The sequence below is a fragment of the Paenibacillus sp. FSL R7-0210 genome, from assembly GCF_038009085.1.
Taxonomy (GTDB): domain Bacteria; phylum Bacillota; class Bacilli; order Paenibacillales; family Paenibacillaceae; genus Paenibacillus_AQ; species Paenibacillus_AQ silagei.
In genome coordinates this window covers 3056387-3077468 of record NZ_JBBPAR010000001.1, presented here as the reverse complement: position 1 = coordinate 3077468, position 21082 = coordinate 3056387, and the positions used below count along the sequence as shown (strand labels likewise).

Here is a 21082-nt window from a genome sequence, read left to right as displayed (position 1 = left end):
ACTTATGGTAAAAATTGCTCCTTCCATATTGTCAGCAGATTTCGCAGCGCTGGGCGCAGAGGTGGCCGAAGCGGAAGCCAGCGGTGCGGACTGGATTCATGTAGATGTGATGGACGGACATTTTGTGCCGAATATTACGCTGGGTCCCGCGATTGTGTCCGCGGTGAGATCCCATACTTCTTTACCTCTGGATGTACATTTAATGATTGAGAACCCGGAACGCTATATCGCTGATTTTGCGGCAGCGGGCGCTTCTGTGATTACGGTACACGCCGAAGCCTGCGTGCATCTGCATCGTGTAATCCATCAGATCAAGGAGCTCGGCCTGATGGCAGGGGTGGCCATTAATCCGGCTACGCCGGCTGCTGCGGTGCGTGAGGTCCTGGAGGATGTGGATATGGTGCTTGTGATGACCGTCAATCCGGGCTTCGGCGGGCAGGCCTTCATTCCGCGCACACTGCATAAGATTACGCAGCTCCGGGAGTGGGCTGAAGAGATCCATCACAAGGGTCTGCTTATCGAGGTAGACGGCGGAGTAGCCGAAGCTACGGCACCGCTTGTTGCTGAAGCGGGGGCGGATGTGCTTGTGGCAGGTAATGCAGTGTTCGGCCGCAGCGACCGCGCAGGAGCGATCAAGGCCATTCGAGAGGCGGCGGACAGCGCTGTCCGGCAATAGGTGATGACGCCCATTTACTATTGAACGAATTGACCCTCAATCTGCTGCATTCGCATACGGAAGGTATAGGCCAAGTTGTGGTCGCATAAATATGGTTACATGAGCAGAAATCTCATGTAGCCTTTTTTGCGGAGGTCTGCAATCGATGGTATATTTTTCATCTAGACAGGATAGTCTCCTACTGCACGGCATGAATTGATGGGAGGGTTAATTATGAAATTTTATACGTTCAAGCTGCCAAGATTTTTGGGAGGTTTTGTTAAAGCGATTTTGAACACGTTTCAGAAGAGTTAGGTTAAAAAAGACAAGTAAATATGAAAAAAAGCACCTTACGAATGTAAAGGGTGCTTTTTGCTACAAATATAATATCTCTTCTATTCTCGCTGAAACGGATACCGTCTGTGTAAGAACGGCATGTCCGTTTCTACTTGGTATGAGATATCGCCAGGCCCGGTAATGATCGGAAACTAGACGCGTTCAACTTTACCGGATTTCAAAGCACGGGTGCTGACGTAGACGCGTTTCGGTTTGCCGTTCACCAAGATACGAACCTTCTGAACGTTAACTCCCCAAGAGCGACGGTTGCGGTTGTTAGCGTGAGACACGTGGTTACCGCTGCCCGGTTTCTTGCCTGTTACTGTACATGTGCGGGACATAGATTACACCTCCTTGTTACTTACACCTGCGTAAAACAATACTTGAATATCATATCACAGCAAAAATTGCTTCGTCAACCGATTCAAAAACATTTATTTCTGCAGACTCTTATAGTACAATATAAATTAGTGCATTATGTCCAGTTGATCATCGAATTGATTAGGCATGAAGTTAGGAAGGGGAATTCTCATTGAGTAAGCGTTCTATAAACGGGACAGATTTTACCGCAATGGTACTAGCCGGTGCGGAAATGCTGCAGCAGCATGCCGAGCATGTCAATTCATTGAATGTGTTTCCGGTGCCGGATGGCGATACGGGCACGAACATGAATCTGACTATGACCGCAGGCGCGAACGAATTGAAGAGAAACAACACAGCCTCTGTCGGTCAATGTGCGGGAGTGCTGTCGAAGGGACTATTGATGGGCGCGCGGGGGAACTCCGGCGTTATTTTGTCACAGCTGTTCAGAGGTCTTGGACGTTATGCGGCCCAATATGATGAGCTTAACACACAGCAGTTCGCTGCAGCACTGCAGACCGGGGTAGATACCGCCTATAAGGCAGTGGTGAAGCCGGTTGAAGGCACCATTCTTACGGTTGCCAAGGAAGCTGCAAGACATGCAGTGTATTATGCACGCCGCACAACGGATATTATCGAGCTGATGACCGAAGTTCTGGCCAAAGCCAAGGAAGCCTTGGCGCATACACCTGAGCTGCTGCCTGTGCTGAAGCAGGTGGGCGTGGTGGATTCGGGTGGCCAGGGTCTGGTCTACATCTATGAAGGCTTCCACCAGCATCTGACCAGCGGAGCAGTCTCAGCACCTGTACAGACTCCTGTGCAAGGACAAGCTGCGGCCCCTGTATCTGTGCCGGCGCCTGTGCTAACCAAACCTGAGCATGCGTTGTCCTCCGTACAATCTTCCGCGCAATCACAGCTCCATACGGAAGACATTGAATTTTTATATGATATGGAATTTTTCATTAACCGTCAGCTTGGCGCATCCGTGAAAGCGGATTTTGATGAGGAAGCTTTTCGGAAAGCGTTATCAGTTAACGGGGATTCAATCATCGTCATCTCGGATGATGAGACAATCAAGGTGCATGTGCATTCCAAGACTCCCGGAGAGGTGCTTAACCTGGCGCTCGTCCACGGGGAGATTACCCAGATTCACATCCTTAACATGCGTGAGCAGCACCGCGATCTGTTGACTGCCGGTATGGACATCGCACCGATGCCTGATGTCTTCGCAGATATCCCGGAAGAGAAGGCCAGCGTGCAGGCGCCGGCGGTTCCTCCTGCGGATGATCTGGCGCCGTACGGCTTCATTGCGGTCTCCTCGGGAGACGGAATCTCGGATATCTTCCGCAGTCTGGGTGTCGATGCGATCCTGGCCGGCGGCCAGACGATGAATCCCAGCACAGAGGATTTCGTGAATGCGATCTCTTCCATTTCGGCGAAGCATATCTACATTCTGCCGAATAACTCCAACATCGTCCTGGCTGCGCAGCAGGCCAAGGAGCTGCTGGAGGGCGAACGTGAGATTACAGTGATTCCAAGCAAGAGTATCCCCCAGGGGATCTCGGCTGCCTTTGCCTTCCAGGAAGAGGATGCGGTTGATACCAACACCAGCAATATGCTGGAGGCGATTGCCCAGGTCAAATCCGGACAGATTACCAATGCTGTACGGGATACCGTGATGGAGAATCTGGAGATCAAATCCGGTCAGTATATCGGCATCGAGAGCTCCAAGATTGTTGCAGCTGCCGATGATTTGCTTACGGTCAGCAAGCAGCTGCTGTCAAGCATGCTGGTGAATGGTGACGAGATCGTTACTGTGCTGACCGGTGCAGACACCGAGGCGGATATTACGGATGCCCTCGGCAGCTGGCTGGAAGAGACGTACCCGCAGGTTGAGGTAGAGATTCATGAAGGCGGCCAGCCGCTGTACTATTATCTTTTCTCAGTTGAGCCGTAGAATCTCTTAAGTGAGTGGCGCAGCCAAATCATAGCATGGGGAGGAACATTATGAATCGTACCGTAATCGTTACCGACAGCACCTCCGATATCCCGCCTGCTCTGGCGGAGCAGTACGGCATTGAAGTCGTTCCGCTGACGCTGATGTTCGGCGAAGAGGCATTCCGGGATAATGTGGATATGACTCCGGAACAGTTCTACGAGCGTCTTCCCCGCTCGCCGCAATTGCCGACCACTTCGCAGCCGTCTCCTGTAGAATATATGAATGTATACCGTAGTATACAGGAGAAGCATCCGGGCAGTTCAATCCTGTCCTTCCACATCTCCTCCGGCTTAAGCGGCACCTACCAGTCTGCTGTCATGGCCAAATCCATGCTGGAAGAGGAGGGCGAAGCTATCACCGTGGTAGATAGCCTCTCCGCCTCCTACGGCTTCGGGTTTATGGTCGTGGAAGCCGCCCGGCTGGCGGAGCAGGGGCATGCTCCTGCGGAGATTCTGGCGAAGGTGGAGAGTCTGCGCCAATCCCGCAAGCTGTATTTTCTCGTGGATACACTGGAATATCTGCAAAAGGGCGGCAGAATCGGCAAGGCATCGGCCATCCTGGGTACGCTGCTCAATATCAAGCCGATCCTGTCCATTGATGCGGAAGGCATTATCTATGCGGTAGAGAAGGTCAGGGGACGCAAGAAGGCAGTCGCCCGCATGATCGAGCTGTTCAAGGCAGATCTGCCGGGTGTGAATACAATACATGTGGCCGTGGGTCATACAGCTGAACCGGCTTCCGGCGAAGAATTCCTGCGGGAATTAGCCGGACATTTCACCTTGAAAGAGAAGGTTCTGACCAATGTCGGCCCTGTCGTGGGCAGCCATGTCGGGAACGGAACCTTAGCCGTATTCATCTGGCCCGCCTAAGTATAGGGGATGAACATGGTGCTTACTTTGGATTCAATTCAAGTGAAACAAATAACTGGCGTGAGCGCTCAAAAGCAAAGTGAGCTTCACGCCTTTGGCGTCTTTACAGTGAAGGACTTGCTGGAGTATTACCCTTTCCGGTATGAGGATTTCCGTCCGAAATCTCTCAGTGAGGTCAAGCACGGCGATAAGGCAACCGTGGTAGCCAAGGTCATCGGTATTCCGGTACTCCAGCGCTTCGGAGGCAAGTCCCGCATGAGCTGCAAGATGGTGGCAGAGCCGTGGATGTTCACTGCTACGTGGTTCAACCAGCATTATGCGCGTGAACAACTGACGGTCGGCCGTGAAGTGGTGCTGACGGGAAAGTGGGACCAGAAGCGGAATCAGATCACGGTGACTAACTATGAATTCCCGGACCGGGGCGAAGGCAAGACAGGGACGCTGCAACCGGTATACTCGATCGGGGGCAAAATTACGCAGTCGTGGATTCGCAGAATTATCGGCCAGGCTCTGCAGCAGTACGGGGACCTGATCCCGGAGATTCTGCCGCACAGCATTATGCGCAAATATGACTTCATGTCACGCAAGCGGGCCATTGCCACAATCCATCAGCCGGAGGATACGCGCGAGGGCCAGCAGGGAAGGCGCCGGATGGTGTATGAGGAGCTGTTTCTGTTCCAGCTCAAGGTACAAGCCTTCCGCGTGCTGAACCGTGGCCGGATGGATGGTGTAGTTCATACGGTGGACAATGCAACAGTAAGGCAATTCGTGCGCAGCCTGCCGTTTGAGCTGACCGATGCCCAGAAGCATGTAGAGCTGGAGATTCTGCAAGATATGCGTTCAGGGTATTGCATGAACCGGCTGCTTCAAGGCGATGTGGGCTCCGGCAAAACTGTACTCGCGGCCATAGCGCTCTACGCGACTGTAAGATCCGGATTTCAGGGTGCACTGATGGTCCCGACTGAAATCCTGGCAGAGCAGCATATGCGCTCGCTCACGAGAATTTTTGAACCGTTTGGCATCACCGTGGGCTTGCTGACCGGGAGCGTATCTGGCCGCAAACGGAAGGACCTGCTGGCCTCTCTACAGATGGGTATGCTGGATGTGGTTGTCGGAACCCATGCGCTGATTCAGGAGGATGTCTTCTTCCGCAGCCTGGGGCTTGTGGTTACGGATGAGCAGCACCGCTTCGGGGTGAACCAGCGCAGTGTTCTGCGGCGCAAGGGCTACAATCCGGATGTGCTGACGATGACCGCTACTCCGATTCCGCGTACGCTGGCGATCACCGTCTTTGGCGATATGGATGTGTCTACGCTGTCCGAACGGCCGAAGGGGCGTGTGCCGATCACCACCTACTGGGTGAAGCCGGATCTGATGGAGCGGGTGATGAACCTGATCAGCCGCGAGATCGGGCAGGGGCGGCAAGCTTACCTGATCTGTCCGCTGATTGAGGAGTCGGAGAAGCTGGATGTGCAGAATGCGATTGATCTGCATGTGCAGATGTCGCAGGCTTTTCCGGATTATAAGGTGGGCTTGCTTCACGGGAGAATGACGCCGTCCGAGAAGGACGAGGTAATGCGGAACTTTTACAGCAACGAATTGCAGCTTCTGGTGTCTACAACGGTCGTAGAGGTCGGTGTCGATGTCCCGAATGCCACGCTGATGATCATCATGGACGCTGACCGCTTCGGGCTGTCTCAGCTGCATCAGCTGCGCGGCCGGGTCGGCAGAGGGGAGCATGCTTCCTACTGTGTACTGATGGCTGATCCGAAGTCGGAGATCGGTCGTGAGCGGATGACTGCGATGACAGATACAGATGACGGATTCGAGGTATCACGGCGGGATCTGGAGCTGCGGGGACCGGGGGATTTCTTCGGGACGAAGCAGAGCGGCCTGCCGGAATTCCGGCTGGCGGATATGACCGCTGACTTCGAGACGCTGGAGCTGGCGCGCGATGATGCCGCTGAGCTGCTGCGGGAGGCTTCATTCTGGACCTCGGCGGATGTTGCGCCGCTGCGCGGGTATTTGCAGCAGGAACAAATTTTCCAGGGGGATTTAATTGACTGAACAGGCACATCCGGGCACCTGCCCTCATATACTGTGAATGATTGGATATGACAGGAGGTGCTGTACTTGGGTTATCAGCAATATGGAATCAGTCCGCAGCTGGTAGATCGCATCAAGCTGAAAATGAAGAATCCGGCGGTCAAGGAACGCGTCAAGAATATGATTACCGGCATCTCCAAACAGGAGCTGCAGGATACAGCAGTCGTGCGCAAGCTGGTGCGTAATGCCTCGTCGGTGATGCATGAGAAGCTGACGAACGCACAGGAAGAGCAAATTGTGAAATTCGTCATTGCCCAAAAGATTGATCCGAACAATACGTTTCACTTAATCCGCTTATGGGGGATGTTCCGCTGACAAATAGCGGGCTTCTGGAATCTCCGATAGGCTTGTAATCCAAAAAGCGTTCCCGTAAGTAACATACGGGAACGCTTTTTACTTGTTCTTCGCCACCCTTGAAGGCTATTCGGCTTAGCCCGGCGGCTTATTGCGGAAAAGCGCTGAGATGCGGTTGTTCCGCGCGGCATTGATCACAATCTTGCTGTCCTGATCACAGTCATGCACGATAGAGGCGAGCTGTTCTTCCTCCAGCCTGCTTGCCAGGCAGAAGACCGTACCAGGCTCGCCCTCCGGTCCTGTGGATCTTACGAGCTTCACCTCGCGGTCCAGTGTCTGCTGGAGCTTGCGGCGGATCTCCTCGCATTTGCTGCTGGTAATGAACACCGCCTGCGTGAGCGAGAGGTCCCTTAAGGAGAACCGCAGCGCTTCAAAGGCAAGCAGATACGCAATGATACTGTACATCGCCTGATCCCAGCCGAATAATGATCCGCCGTAGAGCAGGATGAGCATGTTGAACAGCATGATCGGCATCTCAGCCGATTTGGGCGGCCCTCCGTTCAGCAGCCGTACGCTCTGCTTCTCGCTTCCTGCGGTCAGCCCACCGAAGCGTACAGAGATGCCCAGGCCGAACCCGAGACATAGTCCCCCGGCAATAGCCGCGGGCAGCGGCTCACTGATTGCCGCCGGGAAATGGTGCAGTGCCAGAGACCCTGCCGTCAGACAGATCAGGCCGAGCATCGTATACAAGGTAAAGCGGAGATTAATCTGCCTGCGCGACATCAGAATAAACGGAAGGTTAAACAGGAAAAGGAATAATCCAAGCCGCATTTCTGTCACATGGGACAGCAGGGCGGATAATCCGGCAATGCCGCCCGGAAGCAGCTTATGCGGCATCAGGAATAGCTCCAGACCCACGGCTGCAAGTAATCCTCCGCCTACAGTGGACAGCAGACGCAAGGTCTTGGAATAACGTAAGGGTGCAGCGTTTCTATATCTGACTTTCATAAGATTTCCTCCTTTCAGCAGGAAACCGGAATTTGTGTTGCGGATAACGGCGCTTGCAGCTTCATTCAGCGTACAGCCGTACTCCTACGAAATGTGAATTATATTTCAGCGGAAACAGCAGTAGCCGCTTCAGCAGAATGTAAATGAAGGGGAGCAGAGATACACAGAGCAGCAGCCCGGGAGGTACGGACTCCAGCGTCAGCGGGTTCTCACGGGGAGCAAGCCGGACGGCCTGGGTGTCATAAATCTGCGTATGATGCACGCGCACTGGCTGGGCCAGCTTATGCTCATAGCGGTCCGGTCTTACAGAATGCATCTCAGGCTCTTGTTCATGCAGCATCTGGAGGGCCATGATCAGAAAAATCAGCAGCAGCACCGGAAGGAACACAGCCTTCAGCAGATCCAGCAGCGTCAGACGCGTCCAATCTCTCCTCATGAGAACACCCCCTTTTTTGTACATCGCAGTTAAAGCATATCATAGGATCTTAGCAGGACCAAATATAATACGCTATTATTTCAAGGCCTGCGACTGCGGAATAACGAAACCGGAGCTGCTACGCTGCGTATTCTCTAGTAAATTGAACTTTTTGTGAAAAAATGTTCGGAAGGAGCGGTTAATTTGCATAATGCAGGCGTATTTAACGGTTTGTATCCGGCAGCGGCCAGCAGCCAGAGCGGATTTTTCACGGAGGGGCCATTCTTGTTAAAGCTCATTCTGCTGCTGATCGCGGGCTTTGTTACTTACACGATTTGGAGAGGGCTCAAGACCTGGATGACGAACCAGACCAGCCCTCTGCAATCAAGGGTAGTTACGGCTGTTGCCAAACGGACAGAGGTTTGGGGCGGAAGAGGGCATATGGGGACGCATACGAGTTATTATGTGACCTTTGAATTCCATAATGGCAGCCGCAGAGAGCTTGAAGTGAAGCCGAGGGCATATTCCATGATTGTAGAGGGGGACCGGGGGGAGCTGTCATACCAGGGCAGCCGGTTCAAAGGGTTCGTGCGGGCAGGGATGCAGAGGGATAGCGGGTGATTGTTGAAGAACGGAGAATGCCTCCATGAAGAGCCGGGAGTAACCTTTGGAATAGCATTTATTTGCAGCAAAAAAAATGCAAGGAAGCGGGCCGGTCGCTAAGTGAGCGAGCCCGGGCAAGCTGCCTTGCATTTATTGTGTCCTGTTCTAGAGCACGCGCTGCATGTGCAGAATTACGTTGCTCCAGTATCCGCTGTCCAGCTCACTGATCTGCACGCCGGGGTCACCCCAGGTGTGAATGAAATTCCCGCCGCCGATGTAGATACCGACATGACCGGGAACCGCGTCGCTCTCGAAACGTCCGGGTACGGTGAAGAAGATCAGGTCGCCGGGCTCCAGCGAGCTGCGCGATACCCGTCTGCCGATATTGTCCTGATCTTTGGCCAGCCGGGGCAGATCCACCCCGAATTTCTGAAAGACATGGCGTGTAAAGGACGAGCAGTCGAAGCGCTTGGTCTCTTCATACGGTCCGGCACCGAAATCATAAGGCACACCGAGAAATTTTTTGGCATAAGAGACCAGCTCGCCCGTGTCCACATTCGATACACTCTGAATCCGCAGCGGCTTCGCAGCCTCCACCTTGGCGGAGTCCTCTGTATTCTCCCTATCAGAAGGAGTCGCGATATTGATCTCGCCAGTAACGGGATTCCAGCCGACCTCAGTCTGCAGCAGCTTGGACAAGGCGGTGGGGGTGATATAGATTTGACCTTCGCGGCGGACGGGGACATCGGGAAGGGTGATTTTCTGGCCCAATGAGAACACCTGGCTGGAATCCGGCCGCAGCATATACATGACATCACTATAGCCGAGCTTGGTGTATCCGCCGCTTGCCGTGTCATCCTTCATCCGGAAGCCGATAGAGGCGACAGCCGGTTTGAGCGGAATCCAATACTTTCCTTCTTTGTCGGTAAAAGAATTCTTCTCATAATAGCTGCCTGCGAACGTTCCGGTTGGCGTCAGCGAGTTAACCTTGGGAGTGCTGTCCTTGCTGGTGTAGCTGCAGGCGGTTGTTCCGGCAATGGCAGTAACTAGGATGGCGGAGGATAATAAAATTTTGCTGGTACGCAGATTGATTATTGGCATGGGGCACGCTCCATCTTCAAACTTTAAGGTAAGTTTGTGCAGGACCGCTTATTTTATGTGCTGCAGGCCTTAGCAAACAATGTCAAGAGAAACCGCAGATTGTTGAAGCGAGGAGACACTCATTGTGCGTATTTTGTAAAATATGGACCTCACTTAAATGATTGACGGGAAATCAACCTACATATAATATATGTTTAATAGATTCGGGGAGCGGATGGGGACAGGCTGCGGGTCTTCGCTTTAATGCTTTTAAAGATGAAAGCGATAATGCTGGACCGCTAGCCCAGGTTCTCGCGCTGAACCCGTACAAGAAGAGGGGTAATCTGATGAAGACTAAGAAGATTTGGATGGGGCTAAGTATGGCCTTGATGCTCGTAGCTGCCGGTTGCGGGAACAATAATGCAGCAGTGAAGAATGACGCGGGCACCGGGAATGCCCCGGCCGCAGCAACAGAAGCTCCAGCCTCAAATGCAGGCTCCGGCGATGCCAAGTCCTACAAGATTGCCATCTCGCAATATGTGGAGCACCCGTCATTGGACGCTACCCGTGAGGGATTCCTGGCCGCACTGAAGGATGCGGGGATTGTTGAAGGGGAGAATCTGAAGGTGGATCTTCAGAACGCTCAGGCGGATCAGGCCAACAACCTGTCCATTGCCCAGAAGATTGCCGGCGACAAGAACGATCTGGTGCTGGGGATCGCTACACCTTCGGCTCAGGCTGTCGTACAGAATGTGAAGGACACTCCGATACTGTTCGCTGCGGTAACCGACCCTCTCGATGCCAAGATTGTCAGTGATCTGGAGCATCCCGGAGGTAATGTGTCAGGCGCATCGGATACCAATCCGGAGTCGATTACCCGCCTGATGAACTTCATTGCGACGCAGTTCCCCAAGGTGAAGAAGCTTGGTCTGGTTATTAATGAAGGGGAGCCCAATGCTGTAGTTATGGCTGATATCGCAAAGGGTGAGCTGGACAAGCACGGGATCGAGCTGGTGAAGGCGGCGATTACCAATACTTCGGAAGTGAAGCAGGCTGCGGAATCGCTTGTAGGGCGCGTGGATGCGCTGTACATTACACTCGATAACTCCGTGGTCAGCGGCGTAGACGCGATTATCCAGACGGCCAACGACAACAAGCTTCCGTTCTTCTCGGCAGACCGTGATACGGTGGAGAAGGGTGCTTTTGCTACAGTAGGCTTCAAGTACTATGATCATGGCTATCAGGTCGGCCAAATGGCGGTAGAAGTGCTTAAGAACGGAAAAAGTCCCGGTGATATGAAGGTGACGATGCAGGAGAAGCTGGACTTGGTCCTTAATCTCAAGGCGGCGGCAGCACAGGGAATTGAAGTAACGGATGCTATGAAGGCTGAAGTGGCTGATCCGGGCAATAATATTATTCAATAACCTACAGAGTTCATAAACAGGGTGCGTCCGAGCTGGGCGCCCTTTGCCGCTTGAGGGAGGAAGTCAGCAATGTATAATTCATTAATCGGGGCTCTGGAAATGGGCCTGCTCTACGCATTCATGGCACTTGGGGTGTATATTACCTTCCGTATTCTGGATTTTCCCGATCTGACGGTGGATGGAAGCTTTACAACCGGCGGCGCGATTGCTGCAGTGATGATCAGCAGCGGTTATTCTCCGCTGCTGGCGACCTTGTGCGCAATGCTCGGGGGAATGGCGGCAGGGATGTGTACCGGTCTGCTCCATACCAAAGGGAAAATCAACGGGCTGTTGTCCGGGATTCTGATGATGATTGCCTTGTATTCGATCAATCTGCGGATTCTGGTGAAGCCGAATGTCTCCTTGATGGGAGATGACACATTGTTCAGCTCCATGAATCCGCTGCTGGTCATGCCTTTTATCGTTGTACTGGTCAAAATCCTGATGGATCTGTTCCTGCGCACCGATCTGGGACTGGCCCTGCGGGCCACCGGCGACAACTCGCGGATGATCCGCAGCTTCGGAGTGAACACGGATACAACAACGATTCTGGGGATCAGCCTGTCGAACGGGCTGGTGGCGCTCTCGGGCGCATTGATCGCCCAGTATTCTTCCTTCGCCGATGCGTCGATGGGGATCGGTATGATTGTCATCGGGCTTGCGTCGGTGATTATCGGGGAAGCGATCTTCGGTGCGAAGAACGTCTTCCGGGCGACACTGGCTGTGCTGCTCGGCTCCATCGTGTACCGGATCGTTGTCGCTCTGGCACTCCGGGTGTCTTGGCTCAAGCCTTCCGATCTCAAGCTGATCACCGCAATTATCGTCATTATTGCCCTCGTCTTCCCGTCGGTTCAGCGGTATGTGAAGCAGAAGAGCACGGCCCGCAGACGGACGGCAGAGCTTGCTGAGCTGGCTCAGCGCAGTAAGCAGAGAGGAGGGGCCGCCAATGTTGAAGCTTGACAATGTATGTAAGCTGTTCAACCCCGGCTCGCCGGATGAGAAGGTCGCGCTGCTGGGGATCGATCTTGAACTGAACGCGGGCGATTTCGTAACGATTATCGGCAGTAACGGTGCCGGCAAATCTACACTGATGAATATTATCTCAGGCGTGATGAAGCCCGATCTGGGGGAAGCGCGCATTGAAGGCAGCTCGATCAGCCATCTGGCGGAATACCAGCGCGCACGCTGGATCGGCCGGGTCTTCCAGGACCCGATGGCCGGGACAGCGCCGCATATGACGATTGAGGAGAACCTGGCCATGGCCTACAAGCGGGGCAAACCCCGCGGGCTGTCCTTGGGTGTCAATGCGCACAGACGTACGCTGTTCCGCGAACAGCTCAGCCGCCTGGGCATCGGCCTCGAGGACCGGCTGCGCGCCAAGGTGGGGCTGCTCTCAGGAGGCGAGCGGCAGGCGTTGAGCCTGCTGATGGCGACCTTCACCCAGCCGCAGATTCTGCTGCTGGATGAGCATACAGCTGCGCTTGACCCTTCGCGCGCCGAACTGATCACCACCCTTACGGAATCCATTGTCCGTGAGATGAAGCTGACTACGCTGATGGTTACCCATAACATGGATCAGGCGATCCGCCTGGGCAACCGGCTCATCATGATGGACAAAGGCTCGATCATCCTCGATTTCGATGAGACGCGCAAAAAGGATCTGACGGTAGAGCGTCTGCTTGGCGAATTCGAAGCGATCAGCGGCCATAAGCTGGCTGACGACCGGATGATGCTGGGCTGATTAGGGATCATCAGTCTTTAGCGTTATAGCTTGATCTGCAGCCGGTTGATCCGGTAGCGGATCGAGCTTTTTGTCATTTTCAGGTGTCCCTGGTCCGATTCACTTCCGGGTATGAGAGGTAAAGTTAAGGGAAAGAACATAACTTGAACATCAAACACCAAATGGAGGCGACTGGACATATGACTGCGAAGAAACTGGAAGGCAAGGTAGCGATTGTTACAGGAGGCGGCTCGGGCATCGGCCGGGCATCTGTGCTGGAGTTCGCCAGAAGCGGAGCCAAGGTGGCACTTCTGGACCGTACGGTGGAGAATGCAGAGAAGGTGGCCGCTCAGATCACGCAGGAGGGCGGGGAAGCTGCAGTGTTTGAATGCGATATCGCTGATCCGCCGCAGGTGGAGCATGCTGTGAAACAGGTTATCGAGAAGTGGGGACAGCTGGATGTGGTCTTCGCCAATGCCGGGATTAACGGGGCCATGACACCGATTGAGACGATGGACATCGAGTCCTGGGATCAGACGATTCAGATTAATCTGCGGGGCACCTTCGCCACTGTCAAGTATGCCATCCCCCATCTCAAAGAGAAGGGCGGCAGCATTCTGATCAACAGCTCGATCAACGGTAACCGGGTATTCTCCAATGTCGGTTTCTCTGCATATAGTACGACCAAGGCGGGGCAGGTGGCTTTTATGAAAATGGCTGCTCTTGAGCTGGCCCAGTACAAGATTCGTGTAAACGCTATCTGTCCGGGAGCGATTACCACGAATATAGATGATAATACCTATCCTTCAGATGATCTTAAGGAAGTGCAGATTGAAGTGGAATTCCCGGATGGCGGGCAGCCGCTGGAGAAGGGGCCGGGGCGTCCGGATCAGGTGGCTAAGCTGGCGCTGTTCCTGGCTTCTGAGGATTCGGATCATATCACGGGTACGGAAATCTACTGTGACGGAGCGGAATCCCTCCTGCACGGCTAATCCTTCTATAAGTCACTCATCGCTCATATGATGGGATAAGTGAAGTCTTCTCTGAAGCGGACGATGTTCCTTGCCGGAGCCTTAGGCAGTACTGCCTGAAGATCCCGGTTAGCGGGGATAGGCGTCCGTTTCTTGTTTTGACCGGGCAGCAGAAAATTTCAGTAAAAGTTGCAGCGCATTTCAGGTATACTGATTCTATGTGCCATGACGGGCGAGGAAGGAGGAAAATAAATTATGAATATGGACCTGCTGCATATGGAATCAATCATCAAGCTGCTTGTGGCCATGCTGTTCGGGCTGTTCATCGGCATTGACCGCCAATTGAAACAGAAACCGCTGGGAATCCGGACCAGTATGGTCATCAGCATCGCCAGCTGTCTGGTAACCCTGGTATCTATTCATGCGTATGACAAATTCGGCGGACCGGATCATCCCAATATGGACCCGATGCGTCTGGCAGCGCAGATTGTCAGCGGTATCGGTTTTTTGGGAGCGGGTGTTATTCTGCGCAGAGGCGGAGATGCGATCTCCGGCTTAACCTCGGCCGCGCTGATCTGGACGGCATCCGGTATCGGAATTGCAGTTGGCGCAGGCTTTTATGTAGAGGCGGGTTATGCGGTTATACTGCTTATGTTCGCGGTTAACGCTGTGCCTCTGCTTATCAAAGCCATCGGACCTGAAGTGCTGAACAAGCACGAGATCTCCATCAAAATCATTATGGAACCGAACTATATCCTGACGGATGTGATTCAGAAGATTGAGCAGCGGCATGTCATGACCGACCAGCGCAAAACGCGCAAAACCGGCCGGACCATCCGGCGAATGAAGATCAAGGATCTTGAGGATGGCAGGCAGATGATCGACATGGTCGTTTCTGCACCAGACAAGGATTATGCTACGGAAATCTATTATGATGTGAAAAAAATCGAGCATGTCATGAGTGTCGAAGTCGAGCAGCTGTAAAAATGGCATGTTGCCATTCCGGCAGATGTGGTACTCTATCTATGAGAGAGTCATTTTGATCATATGGAAGGGGATTATTGTAATGACACCGATTACAGCATTTGAAGGACACTATGAGGGAGAAGCCGCTGTCTGGCTGAAGGCCGGCCGTTATGAAGCGGCTATTCTGCCGGGCATCGGCGGGAATCTGATCTGCTTCCGGGATACTGAGAGCGGTTACCGTTTCTTGCATGAGCCTGGCGCGGAAGAGATGGAAGCATTCAAGGCGAACCCGGGCATTCACGGCATTCCTGTACTGTTTCCGCCGAACCGCTATGAGGATGGAGAGTTCCCGTGGAATGGACAGACCTATCATTTGCCTGTCAATGAAGCCAAAACCGGCAATCATCTGCATGGCTTCCTACATACAGCAGCATGGGAGGTAGAGGAATTCGGTACCGGCACAAGCGAAAGCTTCGTCACTGTAGCGATCAAGGTGGATGAGAACCATCCGTCCTATCAGTATTTGCCGTTCAAATATACGATCAAGCTGCGCTACACGCTCGGTGAAGGCGGCCTGTCCCAGCAGCTGCTGGTCCACAATGACGGTGATGTGCTGATGCCTTGCCTGCTGGCGTTCCATACCGCTATTAATGCTCCGTTCGCCCCAGGCAGCAGCGCGCAGGATTACCGTGTTAAGCTAACGATCGGCGAACGCTGGGAGCTTAACGAGCGGATGCTGCCAACCGGCAAATTCCAGGAGCTGACTGCTGATGAGGTAGCTCTGCGCGGCGAAGGATTGTATCCATTCTACGCGTCTATGGACAACCACTATACCGCAGCCGCCCAGAATGGACGGAACCGGATGGAGCTGACCGACCGCAAGGCCGGAGTTACGCTGGTGTATGATGTGGGTACCTCGTATAAGCAATGGATGATCTGGAACAACGGAGCAACCGAAGGCTTCTTCTGTCCTGAGCCGCAGATCAACCTGGTGAATGCGCCAAAGGTGGATCTGCCTGCTGATGACATCGGCTTGTTCGGGCTGGAGCCTGGGGAATATTGGGAGGAGAGCAGCCGGATATACGTGAAGTAGGCTTAGGCGGCTTAGGCACAGGCGTCATTCCGGTGGATATTTGGACTTCCGGCCGCTGTTGCCCCCAGATTTCTTGATTTATACCGCTTACCGCGGTGGAAATCCGGGGACAAAGGCGGACGCTACCGCTCCTACAGTTCCAAAATCCCCCTTCAATCCTTGGCCTAATTAGTTATTATCCTTTTCAGTCTATCCCGCTGGGATGAGAATAGAAAAGAAAAGAGAAGAGCAGCGTCTGATGTATGGATGCTGCTCTTTTTTGTAGCGTTGTACTCATTTGGGAAATGAATTTTAAGGCGGTTTTAAGCTTAAAGGCGTATACTACTCCTTTAATAGTTAGGAGTGAATGAACTTGTCTCGGATATTGCCATCGAAGCGTTTGTTGTATTTGTTGATCATTTTACTGGCTATAGGATTTGGGCTGAATTTGTTTTTGCAGGCTGCTTCTTTTCGGATGGATGTGCTTCATGCGCTAAAGTGGGTTGGCGCTTATCCTTGGCTGTATTGTACCGGAAGTTTGTTTATTTTCTTCATCCTGCTCTTAAGCTCAGTGATCGTGCCGAATGCGTATGCGGGGCCGGCGGTGATCTCGGCGCTGTTCGTGCTGCTGGGGATTGCCAGTGATCAGAAGCTGGCTACGAGAGGAGAACCGCTGTTTCCGTGGGATCTGATGCTGCTGAAGAATGCCGAAGGAATGAGCAAGATTACCAGCGGGATGATCTCTCCGTTTGCTATAGGGACCGCTGTTCTGCTGGTTGCCGGTCTGGTCCTTGTGATTATTAAGCTGCCGAAGAACCGGATCAGACTGTCCTTGCGCGTGACGCTGGCGGGGATCTCTGTAGGGCTCAGCGCATGGTTTCTTGTGCTGGTCACCGGTCAATCTCCGGTTGTTGCAGCAATGAGCTATCAGAACATCTTCTGGAATCAGAAGGTGAATTATACGCAGAACGGGTTCGTGTATGCGTTCGCCGGGAATCTGAGGCAGAGCCTGATGGACAAGCCGGAGGGCTACACCCGCGAAGCGGTTGAGGCGGTAGCTGCCAAGTATTCGGCATTGCCGGAGGCGCCGGCACAGGCCGCGCCAGGGGAGCAGCCGAACATTCTGTTTATGATGAATGAGGCGTTCTTCGACCCTACGCGCCTGCCCGGATATACGCTTAGCGAAGATCCGCTGAAGTTCATCCATGGGGTGGCGGGCCAGACGCCGTCCGGTTATTTGCTGTCCCCGGAATTCGGCGGCAATACGGCTAATGTGGAGTTCGAGGCCCTGACCGGGCTGTCGATGTATTTTCTGGGGGATGGAACGATTCCTTATCAACAGCGCATCGTCAAAATGTCCTCCCTGCCGTCGATCGTCAGTATTCTGAAGGACAGAGGGTATGAGGCACTGGCGCTGCATCCGTTCGATGATACCTTCTATAACCGTAACCGTGTCTATCCGGTGCTGGGGTTCGACCGCTTCACAAGTGAGAAGGATCTGCCGGACGCTGACCGCCTGACTCCAGAGGGGTATGTCTCGGATAAAGCAGCTGTACAGGAGGCGGTCCGGCAGCTTCAAGAGGCATCGGGCCCGGCATTCCTGCATCTGGTGACGATGCAGAATCATTTTCCTTTCACCAAAGGCCTGAACGGACCGAATACCATCACCGTTCAAGGCGGACTGCCAGAGCAGAAGGATGAGCTGGAGACTTATGTGCAGGATACCAAGCTGACAGACGAGGCCATGGCTTATCTCCAGCAGGAGCTGCTGAAGATCAAGCGGTCCACCATCGCGGTGTTCTGGGGAGATCATCTGCCTGCGCTCAGCGCCGGGATCTATACCGCAGCAGGCTGGGATCAGGAGCCAAGGCTGAAGCATGAGACGAAGCTGTTGGTACTCGCTAACTTTGAGATCGGGAAAGAGCCGCTCGGGACGCTTAGCCCGGCCTTTCTCGGCCCTGCGGTCTTCCGGTTATCCGGGCAGACGCTGCCGGCCTTTTATAAGCTGCTGGAGCAGGTACGGGCGGAAATTCCGGGACTTAGCAAGAAGGTGCTAATCGGGCCGGGCGATACCGGAATTCTGCAGGAGCTGACCCCTGAGCAGCAGGCGCTGCTGGATGACTACCGTCTGGTCGAATATGACCTGCTGGAAGGGGAGAAATATGCGGAGTCGCTGATGTTCTGAGCACTCCGCCGTGGCTTAGCGCAGCCCCACATCATGGAAGCGGTTCTCAATCGGCTCCCGCAGCAGCAGACGAATGGACTGGATCGCTGCGGTCTCGATACGCTTCGCTTCCCGGAGGAGTGGAAGCAGAGATTGGGCATCCAGCGAACATGGACCCTCTGGAGCTTGTACAGTCTGCTTGCATAGACTGTGCGTTATTTGATTATAGACAGCAGCCAGAGCTGCATAATGCTCTGCAACGCCTTCAACTTCGGGCCAATATTGGCTGGCTTCTTTTGCGTAGGCTGCAGTGTCCTGCTTCAAACCTGCATAGAAGAGCAGCGTCTCATAAGCTCCGGCAGCATCATAGGTGTTGTCCGCCAAGGCTTCCAGCATAGCATCATAGGCCTGCAAACCGCAGGCATATTGCGATTCCGGCAGCATCAGATCATGAACCTCTGCCTTATACACCGCCTGGATGAAGGACTCTCTGAGCACCTGAACGATATCCTTGCGGATCTGGCCTTCATAGATTTGGCCATACCAATATGGCGATTCATTCCTTCCGAATTGCTCGTAAGGCAGCTCCAGTTCTGCGGCAGAAGCATTCTCTGTGTAATAGAAAAGCTGCCGTTCATCATCACAGCGGGTAATCACTATGAAACGGTCCTTCCAGCAGACCACACCGGTGCCTTGCTCAAGTGATCTGCGGATTTCTGAAATAGCCTGCTTCTGATAGAGAGGGAAGGTAGGGCTGAAGTTAAAGCCTGCACCCTGCATGGCGATAATACCAATCAGATCTGCTGCTACGCAATGTTCAGCCGCCCAGTTATATGCCGTAGCAGAATCCGGGTGAAGCTGCCTGTGTACCGACAGACGGAAACATAAGGCCGTCATTCCGGCCAGCATGGGCTTGGAGAGTGTGAACCAGCCTTTGGCCGACAGGACCTGGTGCATCGCATCTGCAAAAGAAGAAGCGGGCGGCACACGCGGCTGATCCGCAGCGGCTGAAGCGTGCTTATTATGATGTTCATTCATCGTGCGGTGTGCGCCCCCCATCTGGGCAGTGTGGACCGCTTCCGGTCCGGGTACTGCCCAGAAATTTTTGTAACCTGCTGCATCGCCCGTTCCTCCAGCTCCAAGGCCTTCTTCAAAGCAGAGCAGAGGGAGGGAAGCTGAACTTGCATTAGCAGCTTGCCGCTGTTCTTCTCAGAGATTGCAGCCGTGAACGGTCCCCTCAGCCCCTCCACCAGCTCAGCATACAAGTGTTGAACCTCCTCCAGCCCCGGCAATACGGACTGAACCTCCTGCAGATAAGCGGAGATCTCGATCCGTGAAGTCATATACGATTCAAGGATGTAAATAGCGCCGTAGCTGTCGAATCCGCCCTGCTGAAGCGCCCGGATCAGGAAGCTGTAGGCCAGGCGGCCTGAACCGAGGCTTAAGTCAGGAAGTGTTTTGTGAGGAGTCTCCCAATCCTCCAGCGCAAGCCGAAGTGATTCAAGTACAGTATCCTGCAACGGAATCATCACCCGCTCTCCGACATACATACAGTCCCAGAAGGGCGTGAAGTTAAGGCCGAAGTTATCATACAGCACATATTGTGTCGCATCGGACCAGCCATCCTGTACATAGAACACCCGGTCATCCTCATCATAACCATGAATCACTCCGAATTCCGGTATCCAGTAGAGGCAGGCCAGACCGCGGTCCAGACTCTGCTTGACACAGTCAATAGCGATCCGTTGATACGCCCCGAAGGAATCATGTCTGGTTCTCCCGCCGTCATCCACCAAGAAGATCCCGAGGTTGTCGACAGCCCGGCGATGCTCTGTGCCCCACTGTCCGTAAGCCGTAACAGACATGGGGAGGAGCTTCTCATGTACGGTGAATTTGAAGGCCATGCCGCTTAGCCCGGAGAGCATGAATTTTGGACCCTCGAATAACCCGGCGGCAGTCAGTACGGCATAGAGCGCATCGGTAAAGGATTTCGATTCACGCTGCATCCGGACGTCAAGGATTACACCTGTTCGTTTGCTCAATGTTCATTCTCCTGTTCATCCAGGCGGCTCACTACTGTCTCACAGATGCTGCGGAGCTTCTCCTTCAGCCATTTCGGGGCCAGGAGGGCACTCCACTCCGAGTGGAGCAGATGTGCAATGAACGCGCTGGTATCATAAAAATCAACTTCGTAGATATCCTTGTCAGCGGCGCGAAGCTGGTAACCTCCCCAAGACGGCTCCCGGGGTATTCCGGGTAACCGGATTCTTGCCGTGAACGGCTTCAAGGATCTGGCCTGCCCGGCTGGAGCTGCAGGGCCGTTCTCCCCGGCTATAAAAACCCTGCTGGTCAGTGTTAGCTCACGGATGCCCGACAGGTTGTAATACTCACTCCGCCCGTCTCCTTCCACAGCGGCCACGAGATAATCATCTTCAATCCGCCGGCTTAGCTGTAGGGGACAGAGATACAGCTCCTGCGGGGGATCCTGCCCGTTCAGGTAGAGAACATGGACCACCCTGCGGGCCTGAATAGCCTGCTCCAGCATCTCCATGACCTGCAGTCGGTGGGGATTCACTTCAAATACAGGCAGCTTAATCTCCCTGTCCGCAAGCGGCTGCGCCGTGAACCGCTCCAGCAGACCGCCCACCTTGCGGATGGTCTGGGCGTTCTCATAATCATAGTGACTATACCGGTAAGCCAGATATTTCAGCACCCGCTGCTCCTCGTCCGTAATGTACAGATGTGGGAGCACGAAGCTGTTGTCCTCATAGATATATCCGCGCTGCTTCGCTACATAGCGGAGCGGGGCCCGCAGCGATTCCGCCAGGTATTCAATATCCCGCTGGGCCTGGCGCCTGGAAATCTCGAACTGCTCCGCCAGCTTGCTGCTGTTCGGATAAGTAAGCTGGCGGACTTGCTGGTCAAACCACTGAATCCGGTGAATATGGCTCATGCTGCTCCCGCTCCTTTCTGTCAGCCTCCAGTATAGCTGGAGATGGTG

The 21082-nt window shown here is 53.8% G+C and carries 21 protein-coding genes; 14 read left to right on the top strand and 7 right to left on the bottom strand.

Going from position 1 to position 21082, the window contains the following annotated elements; genetic code table 11:
- Positions 1–4 precede the first annotated feature (4 nt).
- Positions 5–676, top strand: a complete 672-nt coding sequence (rpe, locus tag MKY64_RS13430) for a ribulose-phosphate 3-epimerase (RefSeq protein WP_036729389.1) — start codon at positions 5–7, stop codon at positions 674–676.
- Between the two features lie 213 nt (positions 677–889).
- Complete coding sequence (gene spoVM, locus MKY64_RS13425) at positions 890–970, top strand: stage V sporulation protein SpoVM (protein ID WP_020431362.1); 81 nt, start codon at positions 890–892, stop codon at positions 968–970.
- A 173-nt stretch (positions 971–1143) separates the two neighbouring features.
- Here spoVM and rpmB read toward each other — a convergent pair whose 3' ends face one another.
- A complete protein-coding gene (gene rpmB / locus MKY64_RS13420; RefSeq protein ID WP_076074411.1) occupies positions 1144–1332 on the bottom strand; it encodes a 50S ribosomal protein L28 in 189 nt (62 codons plus the stop codon).
- Positions 1333–1523: 191 nt separating this feature from the next.
- On the opposite strand from rpmB, the gene MKY64_RS13415 reads away from it, so the two are divergent.
- The 4 genes from MKY64_RS13415 to MKY64_RS13400 all read left to right on the top strand — a co-directional run bounded on the left by MKY64_RS13415 (position 1524) and on the right by MKY64_RS13400 (position 6640).
- Positions 1524–3308, top strand: a complete 1785-nt coding sequence (locus MKY64_RS13415; protein WP_340953462.1) for a DAK2 domain-containing protein — start codon at positions 1524–1526, stop codon at positions 3306–3308.
- A gap of 50 nt (positions 3309–3358) precedes the next feature.
- Complete coding sequence (locus MKY64_RS13410; RefSeq protein ID WP_340953460.1) at positions 3359–4219, top strand: DegV family protein; 861 nt, start codon at positions 3359–3361, stop codon at positions 4217–4219.
- Positions 4220–4234: 15 nt separating this feature from the next.
- Entirely contained in the window at positions 4235–6286 is a 2052-nt protein-coding gene (gene recG, locus MKY64_RS13405) for an ATP-dependent DNA helicase RecG (RefSeq protein ID WP_340953456.1), read from the top strand.
- Between the two features lie 66 nt (positions 6287–6352).
- A complete protein-coding gene (locus MKY64_RS13400; RefSeq protein WP_036729378.1) occupies positions 6353–6640 on the top strand; it encodes a stage VI sporulation protein F in 288 nt (95 codons plus the stop codon).
- A 114-nt stretch (positions 6641–6754) separates the two neighbouring features.
- Here the strand turns inward: MKY64_RS13400 and MKY64_RS13395 are convergent, their stop codons facing one another.
- Positions 6755–7627: a YitT family protein gene (locus MKY64_RS13395; RefSeq protein ID WP_340953454.1), complete on the bottom strand. Its 873-nt coding sequence runs from the start codon at positions 7625–7627 to the stop codon at positions 6755–6757.
- 61 nt (positions 7628–7688) lie between these two features.
- Positions 7689–8063 carry a hypothetical protein gene (locus MKY64_RS13390; RefSeq protein ID WP_340953453.1) on the bottom strand — a complete coding sequence of 125 codons (375 nt, stop codon included), beginning with the start codon at positions 8061–8063 and terminating at the stop codon, positions 7689–7691.
- 183 nt (positions 8064–8246) lie between these two features.
- Here MKY64_RS13390 and MKY64_RS13385 point away from each other — a divergent pair, with 183 nt between their 5' ends.
- Positions 8247–8663 (top strand): DUF2500 domain-containing protein, encoded by a 417-nt coding sequence (locus tag MKY64_RS13385; protein WP_340953451.1) that lies wholly within the window; start codon positions 8247–8249, stop codon positions 8661–8663.
- Between the two features lie 147 nt (positions 8664–8810).
- Here the strand turns inward: MKY64_RS13385 and MKY64_RS13380 are convergent, their stop codons facing one another.
- Positions 8811–9746 (bottom strand): C40 family peptidase, encoded by a 936-nt coding sequence (locus MKY64_RS13380; RefSeq protein ID WP_340953449.1) that lies wholly within the window; start codon positions 9744–9746, stop codon positions 8811–8813.
- A gap of 326 nt (positions 9747–10072) precedes the next feature.
- Here MKY64_RS13380 and MKY64_RS13375 point away from each other — a divergent pair, with 326 nt between their 5' ends.
- From MKY64_RS13375 to MKY64_RS13345, 7 genes are all read left to right on the top strand, one after another.
- The gene (locus MKY64_RS13375) at positions 10073–11149 is read left to right on the top strand and encodes an ABC transporter substrate-binding protein (RefSeq protein ID WP_339256065.1); all 1077 of its coding nucleotides are present in this window, start codon (positions 10073–10075) and stop codon (positions 11147–11149) included.
- A 69-nt stretch (positions 11150–11218) separates the two neighbouring features.
- Positions 11219–12148 carry an ABC transporter permease gene (locus tag MKY64_RS13370; RefSeq protein WP_036729369.1) on the top strand — a complete coding sequence of 310 codons (930 nt, stop codon included), beginning with the start codon at positions 11219–11221 and terminating at the stop codon, positions 12146–12148.
- Entirely contained in the window at positions 12135–12929 is a 795-nt protein-coding gene (locus tag MKY64_RS13365; RefSeq protein ID WP_076074433.1) for an ABC transporter ATP-binding protein, read from the top strand. Before MKY64_RS13370 ends, MKY64_RS13365 begins: the two co-directional genes overlap by 14 nt.
- Before the next feature lie 179 nt (positions 12930–13108).
- Positions 13109–13900 carry an SDR family oxidoreductase gene (locus tag MKY64_RS13360; protein ID WP_076074436.1) on the top strand — a complete coding sequence of 264 codons (792 nt, stop codon included), beginning with the start codon at positions 13109–13111 and terminating at the stop codon, positions 13898–13900.
- Positions 13901–14140: 240 nt separating this feature from the next.
- Entirely contained in the window at positions 14141–14863 is a 723-nt protein-coding gene (locus MKY64_RS13355) for an MgtC/SapB family protein (protein ID WP_036730147.1), read from the top strand.
- A gap of 82 nt (positions 14864–14945) precedes the next feature.
- Entirely contained in the window at positions 14946–15938 is a 993-nt protein-coding gene (locus MKY64_RS13350) for an aldose 1-epimerase (RefSeq protein ID WP_339257444.1), read from the top strand.
- Between the two features lie 352 nt (positions 15939–16290).
- Positions 16291–18102 carry an LTA synthase family protein gene (locus MKY64_RS13345; protein WP_340953446.1) on the top strand — a complete coding sequence of 604 codons (1812 nt, stop codon included), beginning with the start codon at positions 16291–16293 and terminating at the stop codon, positions 18100–18102.
- A gap of 15 nt (positions 18103–18117) precedes the next feature.
- On the opposite strand, the gene MKY64_RS13340 is transcribed toward MKY64_RS13345, so the two are convergent.
- The 3 genes from MKY64_RS13340 to MKY64_RS13330 are packed head-to-tail and all read right to left on the bottom strand — an operon-like array spanning position 18118 to position 21034.
- Positions 18118–19119 (bottom strand): hypothetical protein, encoded by a 1002-nt coding sequence (locus tag MKY64_RS13340; protein ID WP_339256074.1) that lies wholly within the window; start codon positions 19117–19119, stop codon positions 18118–18120.
- Complete coding sequence (locus tag MKY64_RS13335) at positions 19116–20123, bottom strand: hypothetical protein (RefSeq protein WP_339256076.1); 1008 nt, start codon at positions 20121–20123, stop codon at positions 19116–19118. The genes MKY64_RS13340 and MKY64_RS13335 overlap by 4 nt, the downstream gene beginning before the upstream one ends.
- The gene (locus tag MKY64_RS13330; protein WP_339256078.1) at positions 20120–21034 is read right to left on the bottom strand and encodes a helix-turn-helix transcriptional regulator; all 915 of its coding nucleotides are present in this window, start codon (positions 21032–21034) and stop codon (positions 20120–20122) included. Before MKY64_RS13330 ends, MKY64_RS13335 begins: the two co-directional genes overlap by 4 nt.
- Positions 21035–21082 lie beyond the last annotated feature (48 nt).

What these genes read in the sequence shown, in the direction of transcription:
- MKY64_RS13340 (WP_339256074.1), bottom strand. Translation starts at nt 19,119, where the DNA reads ATGAATGAACATCATAATAAGCACGCTTCAGCCGCTGCGGATCAGCCG.
- MKY64_RS13355 (WP_036730147.1), top strand. Translation starts at nt 14,141, where the DNA reads ATGGACCTGCTGCATATGGAATCAATCATCAAGCTGCTTGTGGCCATG.
- MKY64_RS13390 (WP_340953453.1), bottom strand. Translation starts at nt 8,063, where the DNA reads ATGAGGAGAGATTGGACGCGTCTGACGCTGCTGGATCTGCTGAAGGCT.
- rpmB (WP_076074411.1), bottom strand. Translation starts at nt 1,332, where the DNA reads ATGTCCCGCACATGTACAGTAACAGGCAAGAAACCGGGCAGCGGTAAC.
- MKY64_RS13370 (WP_036729369.1), top strand. Translation starts at nt 11,219, where the DNA reads ATGTATAATTCATTAATCGGGGCTCTGGAAATGGGCCTGCTCTACGCA.
- MKY64_RS13395 (WP_340953454.1), bottom strand. Translation starts at nt 7,627, where the DNA reads ATGAAAGTCAGATATAGAAACGCTGCACCCTTACGTTATTCCAAGACC.
- MKY64_RS13410 (WP_340953460.1), top strand. Translation starts at nt 3,359, where the DNA reads ATGAATCGTACCGTAATCGTTACCGACAGCACCTCCGATATCCCGCCT.
- MKY64_RS13360 (WP_076074436.1), top strand. Translation starts at nt 13,109, where the DNA reads ATGACTGCGAAGAAACTGGAAGGCAAGGTAGCGATTGTTACAGGAGGC.
- MKY64_RS13350 (WP_339257444.1), top strand. Translation starts at nt 14,946, where the DNA reads ATGACACCGATTACAGCATTTGAAGGACACTATGAGGGAGAAGCCGCT.
- MKY64_RS13375 (WP_339256065.1), top strand. Translation starts at nt 10,073, where the DNA reads ATGAAGACTAAGAAGATTTGGATGGGGCTAAGTATGGCCTTGATGCTC.
- MKY64_RS13365 (WP_076074433.1), top strand. Translation starts at nt 12,135, where the DNA reads ATGTTGAAGCTTGACAATGTATGTAAGCTGTTCAACCCCGGCTCGCCG.
- recG (WP_340953456.1), top strand. Translation starts at nt 4,235, where the DNA reads ATGGTGCTTACTTTGGATTCAATTCAAGTGAAACAAATAACTGGCGTG.
- MKY64_RS13330 (WP_339256078.1), bottom strand. Translation starts at nt 21,034, where the DNA reads ATGAGCCATATTCACCGGATTCAGTGGTTTGACCAGCAAGTCCGCCAG.
- rpe (WP_036729389.1), top strand. Translation starts at nt 5, where the DNA reads ATGGTAAAAATTGCTCCTTCCATATTGTCAGCAGATTTCGCAGCGCTG.
- MKY64_RS13380 (WP_340953449.1), bottom strand. Translation starts at nt 9,746, where the DNA reads ATGCCAATAATCAATCTGCGTACCAGCAAAATTTTATTATCCTCCGCC.
- spoVM (WP_020431362.1), top strand. Translation starts at nt 890, where the DNA reads ATGAAATTTTATACGTTCAAGCTGCCAAGATTTTTGGGAGGTTTTGTT.